Here is a 14,734-nt window from a genome sequence, read left to right as displayed (position 1 = left end):
GATTGAAAAAGACTGCTGAGACATAATTGTTTTGGCAGTCTTTTTTTGAGAACATATATTGTTTTTAAAGTATGTATACAAATGATGAATAAATTTTGGCGATATAATGAAGGATACAGCTCCCATAATTGGTAAAGATACTAGATAGATTCATTCTAATTCACGAGTTTACCAAATTTGCCCTTGAATATTAGTAGCGTTTTCTTTACAATCGTAAATAGTGCAAAAAAGCGTGTGAAAACGCATGAATATCATCTAAAGGAGAGATTCACATGGGAAAACTGTATGTATTTGATCACCCGTTAATTCAACATAAGATTACATATATTCGCGATAAGAATACAGGTACGAAAGATTTTCGTGAATTAGTGGACGAAGTAGCAAGCTTAATGGCTTTCGAAATTACTCGCGACCTTCCACTTAAAGACATTGAAATTGAAACACCTGTAAGCAAAGCGACAACAAAAGTAATCGCTGGTAAAAAACTTGGTTTAATTCCGATTTTACGTGCAGGTTTAGGAATGGTTGATGGAATTCTGAAATTAATTCCAGCAGCAAAAGTAGGACACGTTGGTTTATACCGTGACCCTAAAACATTGCAACCGGTAGAATACTATGTGAAACTTCCAACGGATGTAGAAGAGCGTGACTTTATCGTACTAGATCCGATGTTAGCTACAGGTGGTTCTGCAGCTGAAGCAATTAATTCTCTGAAAAAGCGCGGTGCGAAACAAATTAAATTAATGTGTATCGTAGCTGCTCCAGAAGGAGTAAAGGTAGTACAAGAAGAGCATCCTGATGTTGATATTTATGTAGCAGCATTAGATGAAAAATTAAATGACCATGGTTATGTAGTTCCAGGCCTTGGTGATGCTGGTGACCGTTTATTCGGAACGAAGTAAGACAAAAGACGAGAGGGGGATTCCCCTCTCGTCTTTTTTTGTATTCCCCAGGGGGCGGGGGAGGGGAGATAAATATACAGCGTATATGCAACATAAGTTGCATATATATATCATATAATATAGAAGTCTTACGTCTAAAGAACACTATATTATGGAAGGAAAGCATTATATCTTAAAAATATAATAGTGACAAAGTTGTGAACATTTTCTTCTATTATAAAGAGAAAACGGCTAGAAATCGCATATCTCTAACCAGTATTTAGAAGGGGAACGTTTTCATTTTTGGGAGGAAATACCTAATACTCAAATTTTTTGATTTTTTACGATTTCTCGTTGACACTGTTAATACCCTATTGTATGCTAACAACGGGGATAGATGGTAGGGCTTTCAGTGACAAAATTACATCTATTCCGTGACGAAAATGTAAACTTTTTATTTTGTATAGGATTTATGCAAAAAAATGAGTTATTATTAACACATCGTGAATGAGGGTTACATATTGGAGGGATGAATCCTTGCAAAAAAACGATCGCAGCCATATAAAAGCTTATGCTTTAATGTCAGGAATTCTTGCTCAGTTAGTCGGTTCTATTCTTGTTGGAATCTTTGGTGGGCAATGGATTGATAATAAGGTTGGAACGTTTCCATTGTTTCTTATTATAGGGTTATTACTCGGGTTAGGAACAGGGGTATACGCAATGATTCGACTCATTCGACATTACTATTCGGGAGAGCAATGATGATAGACGTACATGGACTTGTCCAAAGACAAAAGAAATATATGTACTACTTGCTTGCGCTTCTAGTGCTAGGATGGGGATTTACCTCTTACAAGGATGTATTTCTTGGGCTGATTATCGGGACGATTTTCAGTTTTCTTAGTTTGCGCATCATTGCACGTAGAACAGACAAGCTACTAGATCGCGTAACAAAGGGAGAAAACGTGAAGTTTAAGGCGACAGCGGTAAGTACATATTCAAGATTCGCCACGATTGGGTTATTAATTTTATTTGCAGCCAAATATCAAGAGTTAATTGCGATGTGGGGCCTAGGTGTAGGATTGCTGACAGGATATCTTGTCATGATCATAGATTTTCTTTATTTAGAGTATAAGAGCAGGGAAGAGAGGTGAATTACTAGTGGAACACGGTAAATTAGTTGAATTTCTAGGTTTAACGTTCGATTTGTCATCAGTTATGATGGTTACTGTAGCAGCAGTTATTGTTTTCTTAATCGCTGTTATCGGAACTCGCAGCTTAGCTCTTCGCCCAACAGGAATGCAAAACTTCATGGAATGGGTGTTTGACTTCGTGAAAGGGATTATCAATAGTACGATGGACTGGAAAACAGGTGGACGTTTCTTAACGCTTGGCGTTACGCTTATCATGTTTATCTTCGTATCGAACTTCCTTGGTTTACCATTCATGTATTCAGCAGTTGAAGCTGGCGAACATATTGCATGGTGGAAATCACCAACGTCTGATCCAGCAGTTACATTAACATTAGCCGTGATGGTAGTTACCCTCACCCATTATTATGGAATTAAGATGAAGGGTACGAAAGAATACGTTAAAGGTTATTTCCAACCTATGAAATTCTTATTCCCATTAAAGGTTATTGAGGAGTTTGCTAACACATTAACGTTAGGTCTTCGTTTATTTGGTAACATTTATGCGGGTGAAATCTTATTAGGATTACTTGCTAAGTTAGGTGGAGCATCGTTCCTTGGTGCATTAGGTGCACTTGTACCGATGTTAGCATGGATGGGATTCAGTGTATTCGTTGGTTCAATCCAGGCGTTTATTTTCGTAATGTTAACGATGGTTTATATGGCTCATAAAGTAAGCCATGACCATTAATATAATTTAAGTAAGAAAAAATTTATTTTTTTATAATACAAAGGAGGACAAATTAAATGAGTTTAGGTGTAATCGCAGCTGCAATTGCAATTGGTTTATCAGCATTAGGTGCAGGTATTGGTAACGGTCTTATCGTATCACGTACAATCGAAGGTGTTGCTCGTCAACCAGAATTAAAAGGCGCACTTCAAACAATTATGTTCATCGGGGTTGCTTTAGTTGAGGCACTTCCAATCATCGGTGTAGTTATTGCATTCATCGTAATGAACAAATAAGGGAGACTCCCCTTACATAGATGGCGAAGAGTGTTTTTCCGAACTTTCTTCGCCATTGCTTTATGAACGAAATATATGTCTTTTTTTTCATATAGTCAATTTAGAAATCTCGAAGGGAGTGAATCCTTGTGCCAACTTTATTATTAGGAGCTGCCATTCCGTATGGAACGATTGCTTATACACTATTCGTGTTCCTAGTTTTATTAGTAATGTTACGCAAATTTGCGTGGGGTCCTTTAATGGGCATTATGAAAGAACGTGAAGAGCATGTTACTAATGAAATCGATGCTGCTGAAAGAAGTAATGCAGAAGCGAAAAAATTAGTAGAAGAACAACGTGAAATGTTAAAACAATCACGTGTTGAAGCACAAGAGTTAATCGAAAGAGCGAAAAAGCAAGCTGTAGATCAAAAAGATGTTATTGTTGCTGCTGCGAAAGAAGAAGCAGAATCAATTAAAGCATCTGCTGTACAAGAAATTCAACGCGAAAAAGAGCAAGCGATTGCTGCTTTACAAGAACAAGTCGCTTCTTTATCTGTTCAAATTGCTTCTAAAGTAATTGAAAAAGAATTAAAAGAAGAAGATCAAGTGAAGTTAATTCGCGATTATATTAAAGAAGTAGGAGAAGCGCGATGAGCAATGGGATTGTAGCAAAACGTTATGCTGTCGCTCTTTTTAAAATTGCAAAAGAAAAACACGTATTAGAAATGTTTGAAGAGGAATTACGCCTTGTACAAAACGTTTATGTAAAGAACGGAGAACTACATAGCTTTTTAACGCAACCGAACATTTCAAAAGAGCAGAAGAAAACGTTTCTTGCAAACGTATTCGGATCTGTTTCTGAATCTATTTTAAATACGTTATACATTTTAATTGATAACAAGCGCATTGATATCTTACCTGAAATTGCAGATGAATATGTTGTTCTTGCTAATGAAGAACGTAACGTAGCGGATGCAACTGTATATTCTATTCGTCTTCTATCAGAAGAAGAGAAGCTTAACATTGCAGAAGCATTTGCAAAGAGAACGGGAAAAGATGCAATTCGCGTGAAAAATGTTGTAGATGAAGATTTACTAGGCGGCATTAAAGTACGTATTGGAAATCGCATTTATGACGGAAGCTTACAAGGAAAATTAGCACGTATTCAGCGTGAATTAATGAAGAATAGATAGGGGTGAAGCACATGAGCATCAGAGCTGAAGAAATTAGCGCACTGATAAAGCAACAAATCGAGAACTACCAGTCTGAAATCGAAGTTAGTGATGTTGGTACAGTTATCCAAGTTGGTGACGGTATCGCGCGTGCTCATGGTCTTGATAACGTTATGGCTGGTGAACTTGTAGAGTTCTCTAACGGCGTTATGGGACTAGCACAAAACTTAGAAGAAAACAACGTAGGTATCATTATCTTAGGACCTTACACAGAAATCCGTGAAGGTGACGAAGTTCGTCGTACTGGTCGCATCATGCAAGTACCAGTAGGAAAAGAACTAATCGGTCGTGTTGTAAACCCATTAGGTCAACCAGTTGATGGTTTAGGCCCAATCAATACAACAAACACTCGTCCAATCGAAAGTCCAGCACCAGGTGTAATGGATCGTAAATCTGTTCATGAGCCACTTCAAACAGGTATTAAAGCGATCGATGCTCTTGTACCAATTGGCCGTGGTCAACGTGAGTTAATCATTGGTGACCGTCAAACAGGTAAAACAGCAGTTGCACTTGATACAATCATTAACCAAAAAGATGAAGATATGATTTGTATCTATGTAGCTATCGGACAAAAAGAATCAACTGTACGTAACGTAGTAGAAACACTACGTAAGCACGGTGCATTAGATTACACAATCGTTGTAACAGCATCAGCTTCTCAACCAGCTCCATTATTATACCTAGCTGCTTATGCTGGTGTAACAATGGGTGAAGAGTTCATGTACAATGGTAAACACGTATTGGTAGTATATGATGACTTATCAAAACAAGCGGCAGCTTACCGTGAGCTTTCATTACTATTACGTCGTCCTCCAGGTCGTGAAGCGTATCCAGGGGATGTATTCTACTTACATTCTCGTTTATTAGAGCGTGCAGCAAAATTAAGTGATGCAAGAGGCGGCGGTTCTTTAACTGCACTACCTTTCATCGAAACACAAGCAGGGGACGTATCAGCTTACATCCCAACAAACGTAATTTCTATTACGGACGGACAGATCTTCTTACAATCTGACTTATTCTTCTCTGGTGTACGTCCAGCGATTGATGCAGGTACTTCTGTATCTCGTGTTGGTGGATCTGCTCAGATTAAAGCAATGAGTAAAGTATCAGGTACACTTCGTCTTGACCTTGCATCTTATCGTGAGTTAGAAGCGTTCGCTCAGTTCGGTTCTGACCTTGATAAAGCAACACAAGCGAAATTAAACCGTGGTGCTCGTACAGTTGAAGTATTAAAACAAGGATTACACAAACCGTTACGTGTAGAGAAACAAGTTATCATTCTTTACGCTTTAACACGTGGATTCCTAGATGATATCCCAGTAGTAGATATCACTCGTTTCGAAGAAGAATTCCATGCTTGGTTAGATTCAAATGCAGCTGACTTATTAAGCGAAATTCGCACAACTAAGAAACTTGCGGATGATGACAAATTTGCAGCAGCAATTAACGGATTTAAAAAAGTATTCGTAGCTTCTGAATAATAAAAGCATAAGCGGCTCGTCCTGAATGTGAGGGGGAAGAAGTGAAGCCACCGAGCATTCAAGCCGCTGGAGCTAGATAATATAAAAGGCAACTCAAGTTTTGAGATTGCTGACGGTTATGTAAAGGAAAAGAGTAGGTGTACCTATTCTTTTCCTTCAATCATGAGCAAGAATATCTTGCAACCTAGATTAGGAAGAGGATTCTTACTAATCGTGCCAACTTCCGGAAAAAAGGTGGTGAAAACCTGTGGCATCTTTACGCGATATAAAAGCGAAGATTAACTCGACAAAGAAAACGAGTCAAATTACGAAAGCGATGGAGATGGTATCTGCATCTAAGTTAAACCGTGCAGAGCAAAATGCTAAATCTTTCGTTCCGTATATGGAAAAGATTCAAGAAGTAGTAGCGAGCATTGCGCAAGGAAGTAAAGGGATTAATCATCCAATGCTAAATGCGCGTCCTGTAAAGCGTACAGGATACATCGTTATTACATCTGATCGCGGACTAGCAGGTGGTTATAACAGTAACGTATTACGTACAGTAAGTAACGTAATTCGTGAACGTCATAATATGGATTCAAACCAATATTCAATTATTGTGCTTGGACGACTAGGACGTGATTATTTAAAACGTCGCGGCTTTAACATCATTGATGAAGTAGTTGGATTATCTGACCACCCATCATTTACTGATATTAAAGATCTTGCTTCTCGAGCAATTGCGATGTTCGCAGATGGTGCTTATGATGAGCTGTATATTTACTACAATCATTATGTAAGTAAAATTTCACAAGAAGTAACGGAAAATAAAATTTTACCGCTTACGGATGTGGCGTCTGACAAACCGACGACAGCCTATGAATTCGAACCTTCTGAAGAAGAAATTTTAAAAGTATTATTGCCACAATACGCAGAAAGCTTAGTGTACGGTGCATTACTAGATGGTAAAGCAAGTGAGCACGCGGCGCGTATGACAGCAATGAAGAGTGCTACAGACAACGCAATGGAAGTTATCGATTCACTTACACTTTCATTCAACCGTGCGCGTCAAGCAGCGATTACGCAAGAAATTACGGAAATCGTTGGTGGAGCAGCAGCGTTAGAATAGTATTAAAAAGCGTAGGCGGTTTGTTCAGAATGAGAGGGGGATGGAGCTTTTGACGTAGAGGCGATTTGTGCCTCGCAGGAAAAAGCGAAGCCACCGAACGTTCTAACCGCAGGAGCTAGATTCAATAAAAAGTGGAAGCGGTTCTTTCAGGAGAACCGCGTAAGCTAAACTAATAAAAATTAAAAGCCGACTTCTCTTAGAAAGTGGGCTAATTAAAAGAAAGCTAGGAGGGAACCCGATGAATAAAGGGCGCGTTACGCAAATCATGGGTCCGGTTGTAGACGTTAAGTTTGATGGCGGAAAGCTACCAGAAATCTACAACGCCCTTACGGTAAAACAAAGCAACGAAAACGGAGCAAACATTAACTTAACATTTGAAGTTGCACTTCATTTAGGTGATGATACAGTTCGTACAGTTGCGATGTCTTCCACAGATGGACTTGTTCGTGGCACAGAAGTAGAAGATACTGGTAAAGCAATCTCTGTACCAGTTGGTGATGTAACACTTGGTCGTGTATTCAACGTATTAGGTGATGCAATTGACTTAGATGGTGAAGTTCCTGCGGATGTACGTCGTGATCCAATTCACCGTCAAGCACCTGCATTCGAAGAATTATCTACTAAAGTAGAAATTCTTGAAACTGGTATTAAAGTAGTAGACTTACTTGCTCCTTACATTAAGGGTGGTAAGATCGGTCTATTCGGTGGTGCCGGTGTAGGTAAAACGGTATTAATTCAGGAATTAATTAACAACATCGCACAAGAACACGGTGGTATCTCTGTATTCGCCGGTGTAGGTGAGCGTACTCGTGAAGGTAACGACTTATACCACGAAATGAGCGATTCTGGCGTAATTAAGAAAACTGCGATGGTATTCGGACAAATGAACGAGCCACCTGGAGCACGTCAACGTGTTGCATTAACAGGTTTAACAATGGCTGAGCATTTCCGTGATGAGCAAGGACAAGACGTACTACTGTTCATCGATAACATCTTCCGTTTCACGCAAGCAGGTTCTGAAGTATCTGCCCTTCTTGGTCGTATGCCATCTGCGGTAGGTTACCAGCCAACACTTGCAACAGAAATGGGTCAATTACAAGAGCGTATTACATCTACAAATAAAGGGTCTATCACGTCTATCCAAGCGGTATATGTACCAGCCGATGACTATACTGACCCAGCACCAGCTACAACGTTCGCTCACTTAGATGCAACAACAAACTTAGAGCGTCGTTTAACACAAATGGGTATTTACCCAGCCGTAGATCCATTAGCATCTACATCTCGTGCACTTTCTCCAGAAATCGTAGGAGAAGAGCATTATGAAGTAGCTCGTCAAGTACAGCAAACTTTACAGCGTTATAAAGAGCTTCAAGATATCATCGCTATCTTAGGTATGGATGAGTTATCTGAAGAAGATAAGTTAGTTGTACATCGTGCTCGTCGTATTCAATTCTTCTTATCACAAAACTTCCACGTAGCGGAGCAGTTTACAGGTCAAAAAGGTTCTTACGTACCTGTAAAAAATACAGTTAGTGGTTTCAAAGAAATTCTAGAAGGAAAATATGATGACCTTCCAGAAGATGCATTCCGTCTTGTTGGTAGCATTGAAGAAGTTATTGAAAACGCGAAGAAAATGATGGCGTAAGGCCTTAGGAGGGACGAATTATGAAGACATTTCCAGTCAGTATTGTAACTCCTGATGGACCGGTTTACGAAAAAGAAGTAGAAATGGTAAGTGTAAAAGCAGAGAGTGGGGAAATGGGGATCTTACCGGGTCACATTCCGACTGTTGCACCATTAAAAATTAGTGCAGTTCGTCTGAAAAATGGTGGACACACTGATTATGTAGCAGTAAGCGGTGGCTTTATCGAAGTTCGTCCAGATAAAGTAACTGTATTATCACCATCTGCTGAAGAAGCAAACCATATCGATATCCATCGTGCAAATGAAGCGAAGCGTCGTGCTGAGCAACGTATGCAAGATAAACAAGCACATGTTGACTTTAGACGTGCAGAAATGGCCTTGCAGCGTGCTGTGAACCGTTTAAACGTTTCCGATATGAAGTAAAAAAACGTAAAGGCCTCGCCTTTACGTTTTTTTTTATGGAGATAAATGAAAAGAACTGCAGGTTAGTTTTTTTGTTATGCATAGCTGTGTTCTACTCAAATGTTGAAAATGAATTAAACAGATAGAATAAACTAACAAAATTGGTATAATTATATTATTGCTTGTATAAGTAGATAATATATAACAAGTTATATTTTATAAAGGGGATGAATTAATGATCGGGGAAATGAAACAAGAAGCATTGCACTCTTTAAAGGGAAAATGGGGACTAGGTGTCGGATCAACGATTTTATATTTTATTTTAAGTTATGTTGTTGCACTGGCTGCAATGCTTATACTTTTAATTCCAGGCCTTATTATATTTTTCGGAATTGCTGGTTTAACTGGTTCACTTGAAGAGGAAACAATTTCAATTGGGGCAGGTATTACATTTGGAATTCTTTATTGCATAATGATGATTTTGAGTAATGCATCTTATGGTATTACATCATACGGTTATACGAATGTGTTGCTACAAATTAGTAAAAGAGACGATGCTAGAGTAGATTATTTATTTGAAGGATTTCGTGGCTTTAAGAGAATGATGAAAACAATGTGGGCTATGCTTGCGATTTTATTATATACAGGTACATGGATCCCAGTGCTATTAATAGGTTTATTCTCGTTTTTTGGTGGGGAAGGGAATGTATCGTTAATAATTGCGTTCTTCGTACTATTAGCTATTTCAGTTGTTGTAATGATTGTGACGTATTTTTCTTATGCGATGACATATTATGTTATGATTGAAAATCCAGATTATAGCGTTTCGCAGGCGATGAAAGAAAGTAAGAACATCATGAAGGGGCATAAGCTAGATCTATTTCTTTTATGGCTTAGCTTCATAGGATGGGCTATTTTAGCGATGCTTACATTTGGAATAGGATTTCTTTGGCTTAGTCCATATATGGGTACAACGACAGCGCATTTTTATCGCTACATTTCAAAAGGTGAATTGCAGTAGGAACGTGCTATACTAATAGGATTATTACGTATAGGAGGCTCTAATTATGATTAGTGATTTAAAAGGAGAAGCACTAGATTCTCTAGAAGGAAAATGGGGAGTAGGCGTAGGGGCTACATTACTTGTATGGGTTCTTACATCAGCTTTTGGTTTTAGTATCCAGTTTGTTTTTTCGCAAGCGTGGGGCTGGGAAGAAGCGAATAAATCACTTTCGCTAGACATTATTACAATGTTTCTGGTTGGTCCATTGACGCTAGGAGGCTATTATTTAGCACTACATATTATTCGTGAAAAAGAAGTTCGTATTGGACAGCTATTCAGATGGTTTACAGAAGGTAATAAATTTATAAAGTCATTTTTAGTATATTTGTTGGTCAATATTTATCTTATTTTATGGTCTTTACTTTTCATTATTCCAGGCATTATTAAATCGTTCTCTTATGCGATGACGTATTTTATTTTAAATGATCATCCTGAGTATTCAATGAACCAAGCCATTACAGAAAGCCGTCGTATGATGAATGGGCATAAAATGGAGTATTTCATATTATGTTTAAGTTTTATTGGTTGGTTTATATTAAGTGTTATTACAATAGGAATTGGATTCTTATGGTTAACTCCATATTTTTATACAACGAAAGCAGCGTTTTATAAAGAAATTGCAGAAGAATACTATGAGAAAAAAACTCCTGTACTATAAAAGCACCCAGTGTGAATTAATTATTCATACTGGGTGTTTTTTGTAGAAATTTTATAAACTGTTTACTGCCTAACGGTTTACTGAAATAGTAACCTTGCATATATCTACAGTTATTTTTTTGTAAAAATTTAAGTTGTTTTTCTGTTTCAATTCCTTCGGCAATGACAGAGAGGTTTAAAGTGTTTGCAAGAGAGAGAATGGTTGAAACAATGGCCCTTTCCTCGGCCCGATGATTGGCTAGTTGTGTAAATTCTCTTGGCACTTTTAATGTATCGATAGGGAAAATCAACAAATATGCAAGAGAAGAGTACCCGGTACCGAAGTCATCAATAGATGTTTGAATGCCATACTCTTTTAATTGTTTTAGTCTTAATAACGTTTCTTTTTCATCAATCATTGCAATTCGTTCTGTTAATTCAAGTGTTACATATTTAGGATCAACACCAACGTCTTTTAGTATGTGTGCAATATTCTCGAGTAACTGATCTTGTTGAAACTCTTTTGCTGATAAGTTAACGCTCATCTTTAAATCTTTGTAGCCAAGGGTTTGCCATAGTTTTAGTTGGTGGCAAGACTCTCGTAACACCCAATGACCGAGCGGTATGACTTGCGGAGTCTCTTCTACAATTGGAACGAATTCACACGGTGAAATTTCACCTAAAAGAGGATGCTTCCAGCGTATTAAAGCTTCGGCACCAATAACCTTATTCGTTGTAATATCAACTTGTGGTTGATAGACGAGAAAGAATTCTTTATTTGCTAAAGCGAGTGGTAAATCTTTTTCGATTCGGGCTTTTCGTTCCATTTTTTTATATAGTTCTTTTGTATAAAGCGAGCTACCATTCTTCCCTTTGTTTTTTGCTTCGTACATGGCCATATCAGCATGTTGCAAAATAGACAACGAATCTTCGCCTGCTTCAGGGTATATGGCAATCCCGATACTTGACGAGATTTGTAAATGTTGATTTTCAATTTCGAATGGTTCATTCATAGATACTACAATCATATCAGCTATTTTTTGTACATCTTTATCTTTTTTATAATCTTCTATTAGAATTGTGAACTCATCCCCAGCTAACCGAGCAAGTTTCATATTGGGTGTCGATATTCGTTCTAGCCTTTTTGCTACAGCAATTAAAAGTAGGTCTCCTATTCGATGGCCGAGAGTATCGTTAATAACTTTAAAGCGGTCTAAATCGAGAAACATAACAGCGAAAGGCCTTTTTGATGTTTTTGCTCGTATAATTGCTTTTTCCAATTGTTGATGAAACGAACGGCGATTTGCAAGTTCAGTTAATGTGTCATGATATGCTAGGAAATTAATTTGTTCTTGTTGCTGCTTAGTTTCTGTAATATCTTTAATCATTAAATAAACTCCAGAAATATGTTCCTTTAAAAAGATGGGAACAGCTGTCACATTCAAGTAGTAAATATCTCTATTTTTATGATATGCCCGTATTTCTAAAGAAATAGATTTCCCTTTTTTCACGTGATGAAAGGCAGTAATGATTTCTTCCAAATCTTCTTCATACATAAGTGAGTAGTATGGCTGATTTAATAATTCATTCGTTTGATAACCGAGTAAAGTAGTTCCAGCGTTGTTTACATTAAGAAAATTACCGTATAAATCTAATGTGAAAATTGGGTCTGGATGATGTTCGTATAAAGATTTAAACATTTGCTGATTATGATATAACTCATTTTTTTGTTCTACTAAATCTTCTGTACGTAGTTCAATTTGCTTCTCGAGTTCCGAATTGAACTGCATTTGTGCTAGTAATAATACTTTATTTTGTCTTCGAACTAACATATGGCGTATGAGAACGAAGAAGAAAGTTAACATAAGCCCGATTACTACAATAGGCGCAAAAACGTTTTCGGCTAATATAAAAACAATAAGTGCCACTACAGAAATATACGGTAACGATAATCGGATTGATTCACCAACTTGAGGCGTTAGTAGTACTTGTTCTTGTTTCTCAGGCTCTTTTGTATGAAGTATACAAGCGATTGCTACCATTACTAAGGTCACTTGATATAACGGAGCAACGGTGAACATAGAGTATTCTGGTATGAAGTATTTTATATAAGCATAAATAGCGTCCGTAGTAGCATACAAAATTAAAGAACTACTGAGAAGAGCTCCAACCGGTTTTGGTAATAGAGCTAGTGGTCGGAATAAAAGGTTGATTCCTATTAAAAGGAAGAGTAAATCAGCCATTGGATAAGTGAGTTGAACAAACATGTCGATATATGACGTTGTAAAAATATGAATGGTCCGTTCAATGAGCAAATAGTAACTTAAAGTAAATTGAGCTGTAACAATAATGCAAATATCACATATCATAAAAAGCTGTTCCAATAAGTCTCGGTTATAAATAATTTCATATAGAAAGGCAAATGCAAAACTAATTAAAAATAATAAGTAAAAAAAGTCGGATGGATCAACGAATGTAAAGTAGTCCTGCAAAATTAAGCGTTGATAAGTAATTACTATATCACCGATGAAATAAGAGAAGGATCCGATAGTTAATATTATCCAAAACAAACGAGATAACCCTTGTTTCATATTCGAAAAATAAAATATATAACTACAAACTGTAATATCAATTAATATGGTACTTATTCCAGTTAATATTTGAAATGGAAGTGAATATTCATATAAAAAGGACAATGATACGTAATGAATAGCTATATACAACAATGAAATGCTTATAAGAATACTTACATGTGTTTGTTTTTTCATTTATATCACCCACTGTATATACATATAAACCATCTTTTGTATTTTATGTTTTTTAGGATTGTTTGCAAAACATATATCATGTCTATGTTTATTTTACACATTTATAATGAGTTGTAATAATAGATTTTCTTAGTAATTATTAATTGTTGTTTCTGTTCCCAATATATCGACATAGGAATTTGAAGTTTGCTATAATGATTAAAATAGTTGCATTATTTAGAAAAATTTAAAAATAATAAATGATGCAAGTAAGACATATTGTTTACTATGTGAACTTGTTCTTAATTCAGGGGGGAGGGTTTCACAATGGCAAGTGTATATGAAAATAGTTATATGATCGTTTTGATTTTCTTGCTATTAGGTATATTGCTGCCGGTAGTGGCTCTTACATTAGGAAAAATGCTGCGTCCAAATAAACCGAGTGCAGCGAAAGCGACGACGTATGAGAGTGGAATTGAGCCTTTTCATGATGCGAATATTCGGTTTCATGCTCGTTATTATATTTTCGCTTTATTGTTTGTCATCTTTGATGTAGAAACTTTATTTTTATATCCATGGGCTGTTGCATATGACAAGCTTGGCTTATTTGCACTGATTGAAATGCTCATTTTTGTTGTGATGTTGTTGGTTGGATTAGCGTATGCTTGGAAAAAGAAGGTGCTACAATGGTTATAAATTTTGAGGAATTACACCCACAGGAGCGGGCGGAATTAGAAAGGAATATCTTTTTTTCTACATTGGAACAGTTGAAGGGATGGGCGCGGAGCAACTCTTTATGGCCGATGACATTTGGACTGGCATGCTGTGCAATTGAAATGATGGGAGTAGGTTCATCGCATTACGATTTAGATCGATTTGGGTCCTTCTTTCGGACTTCACCAAGGCAATCGGATGTCATGATTGTATCAGGAACAGTAACAAAGAAAATGGCTCCTATTGTTCGTCGTTTATATGATCAAATGCCTGAGCCGAAGTGGGTAATTGCCATGGGCTCTTGTGCAACAGCTGGTGGTCCGTATGTGAATTCGTATGCTGTTGTGAAGGGTGTAGATCAAATCGTACCAGTTGATGTGTATATTCCAGGATGTCCGCCGAACCCTGCAGCTTTAATTTATGGAATCAATAAATTGAAAGAGAAAATTCGTTACGAGGCGAAGACTGGGAAGCAGGTGACGAATAAATGAGTGATCCAAATAAAGATTTAGAGGATATGAAAAGAGAGGCGGCTAGACATGCGAAAGAGGAGGCCCGAAAACGACTGGCCGCGAAGCATGGCGAGGAAATGTCTAAACTTGAAGGAGAATATCGAGAAAAAGGGAAAGCGCTACCAAAAGATAGGGAGATTGATGTAGAAGAAGCGAAGGCGAAAGCCGCAGCAG

17 protein-coding genes and 1 pseudogene are annotated in these 14,734 nt (G+C 37.4%); 17 read left to right on the top strand and 1 reads right to left on the bottom strand.

The window, feature by feature from the left end; translation table 11 throughout:
- Nucleotides 1–272: 272 nt before the first annotated feature.
- From upp to VK90_RS20500, 14 genes are all read left to right on the top strand, one after another.
- Complete coding sequence (gene upp / locus VK90_RS20565) at nucleotides 273–902, top strand: uracil phosphoribosyltransferase (protein WP_000517539.1); 630 nt, start codon at nucleotides 273–275, stop codon at nucleotides 900–902.
- Between the two features lie 376 nt (nucleotides 903–1,278).
- Nucleotides 1,279–1,392 (top strand): DUF4024 domain-containing protein, encoded by a 114-nt coding sequence (locus tag VK90_RS20560; protein ID WP_000232962.1) that lies wholly within the window; start codon nucleotides 1,279–1,281, stop codon nucleotides 1,390–1,392.
- Nucleotides 1,393–1,418: 26 nt separating this feature from the next.
- On the top strand, nucleotides 1,419–1,643 hold the full coding sequence (locus tag VK90_RS20555) for an AtpZ/AtpI family protein (RefSeq protein ID WP_001171223.1): 225 nt from the start codon (nucleotides 1,419–1,421) through the stop codon (nucleotides 1,641–1,643).
- Nucleotides 1,643–2,035, top strand: a complete 393-nt coding sequence (locus VK90_RS20550; RefSeq protein ID WP_002174351.1) for an ATP synthase subunit I — start codon at nucleotides 1,643–1,645, stop codon at nucleotides 2,033–2,035. Before VK90_RS20555 ends, VK90_RS20550 begins: the two co-directional genes overlap by 1 nt.
- A gap of 7 nt (nucleotides 2,036–2,042) precedes the next feature.
- Nucleotides 2,043–2,762 carry a F0F1 ATP synthase subunit A gene (gene atpB, locus VK90_RS20545; RefSeq protein WP_002174350.1) on the top strand — a complete coding sequence of 240 codons (720 nt, stop codon included), beginning with the start codon at nucleotides 2,043–2,045 and terminating at the stop codon, nucleotides 2,760–2,762.
- A 56-nt stretch (nucleotides 2,763–2,818) separates the two neighbouring features.
- A complete protein-coding gene (atpE, locus tag VK90_RS20540; RefSeq protein ID WP_000052064.1) occupies nucleotides 2,819–3,037 on the top strand; it encodes a F0F1 ATP synthase subunit C in 219 nt (72 codons plus the stop codon).
- Between the two features lie 128 nt (nucleotides 3,038–3,165).
- Entirely contained in the window at nucleotides 3,166–3,672 is a 507-nt protein-coding gene (atpF, locus tag VK90_RS20535; protein WP_002174349.1) for a F0F1 ATP synthase subunit B, read from the top strand.
- Nucleotides 3,669–4,211, top strand: a complete 543-nt coding sequence (gene atpH / locus VK90_RS20530; RefSeq protein ID WP_000064682.1) for a F0F1 ATP synthase subunit delta — start codon at nucleotides 3,669–3,671, stop codon at nucleotides 4,209–4,211. The genes atpF and atpH overlap by 4 nt, the downstream gene beginning before the upstream one ends.
- 11 nt (nucleotides 4,212–4,222) lie before the next feature.
- Nucleotides 4,223–5,731 (top strand): F0F1 ATP synthase subunit alpha, encoded by a 1,509-nt coding sequence (gene atpA, locus VK90_RS20525; protein ID WP_002174347.1) that lies wholly within the window; start codon nucleotides 4,223–4,225, stop codon nucleotides 5,729–5,731.
- Between the two features lie 247 nt (nucleotides 5,732–5,978).
- Nucleotides 5,979–6,839 carry a F0F1 ATP synthase subunit gamma gene (gene atpG, locus VK90_RS20520; RefSeq protein WP_000157696.1) on the top strand — a complete coding sequence of 287 codons (861 nt, stop codon included), beginning with the start codon at nucleotides 5,979–5,981 and terminating at the stop codon, nucleotides 6,837–6,839.
- A gap of 238 nt (nucleotides 6,840–7,077) precedes the next feature.
- The gene (gene atpD / locus VK90_RS20515) at nucleotides 7,078–8,487 is read left to right on the top strand and encodes a F0F1 ATP synthase subunit beta (protein ID WP_048374855.1); all 1,410 of its coding nucleotides are present in this window, start codon (nucleotides 7,078–7,080) and stop codon (nucleotides 8,485–8,487) included.
- Nucleotides 8,488–8,507: 20 nt separating this feature from the next.
- Nucleotides 8,508–8,909, top strand: coding sequence for a F0F1 ATP synthase subunit epsilon (atpC, locus tag VK90_RS20510; protein WP_025147049.1), 402 nt, complete (start codon nucleotides 8,508–8,510; stop codon nucleotides 8,907–8,909).
- Between the two features lie 214 nt (nucleotides 8,910–9,123).
- Nucleotides 9,124–9,909, top strand: a complete 786-nt coding sequence (locus VK90_RS20505) for a DUF975 family protein (RefSeq protein ID WP_048374852.1) — start codon at nucleotides 9,124–9,126, stop codon at nucleotides 9,907–9,909.
- 46 nt (nucleotides 9,910–9,955) lie between these two features.
- Complete coding sequence (locus VK90_RS20500) at nucleotides 9,956–10,609, top strand: DUF975 family protein (RefSeq protein WP_048374850.1); 654 nt, start codon at nucleotides 9,956–9,958, stop codon at nucleotides 10,607–10,609.
- 16 nt (nucleotides 10,610–10,625) lie between these two features.
- On the opposite strand, the gene VK90_RS20495 is transcribed toward VK90_RS20500, so the two are convergent.
- Nucleotides 10,626–13,355: a putative bifunctional diguanylate cyclase/phosphodiesterase gene (locus VK90_RS20495; RefSeq protein WP_048374848.1), complete on the bottom strand. Its 2,730-nt coding sequence runs from the start codon at nucleotides 13,353–13,355 to the stop codon at nucleotides 10,626–10,628.
- Nucleotides 13,356–13,661: 306 nt separating this feature from the next.
- Between VK90_RS20495 and nuoA the strand changes: the two genes are divergently transcribed.
- The 3 genes and pseudogenes from nuoA to VK90_RS20480 form a co-directional block, all read left to right on the top strand.
- Nucleotides 13,662–14,030, top strand: a complete 369-nt coding sequence (gene nuoA, locus VK90_RS20490; RefSeq protein WP_000179270.1) for an NADH-quinone oxidoreductase subunit NuoA — start codon at nucleotides 13,662–13,664, stop codon at nucleotides 14,028–14,030.
- Nucleotides 14,021–14,539 carry an NADH-quinone oxidoreductase subunit NuoB gene (gene nuoB, locus VK90_RS20485; RefSeq protein WP_000236333.1) on the top strand — a complete coding sequence of 173 codons (519 nt, stop codon included), beginning with the start codon at nucleotides 14,021–14,023 and terminating at the stop codon, nucleotides 14,537–14,539. Before nuoA ends, nuoB begins: the two co-directional genes overlap by 10 nt.
- Nucleotides 14,536–14,734, top strand: a pseudogene (locus VK90_RS20480) (NADH-quinone oxidoreductase subunit C); the annotation flags it as partial. The gene nuoB and the pseudogene VK90_RS20480, both read left to right, overlap by 4 nt.

The sequence above is a fragment of the Bacillus sp. LK2 genome (genome assembly GCF_001043575.1).
GTDB lineage: Bacteria > Bacillota > Bacilli > Bacillales > Bacillaceae_G > Bacillus_A > Bacillus_A paramycoides.
This window is presented reverse-complemented; position numbering and strand designations above follow the sequence as displayed.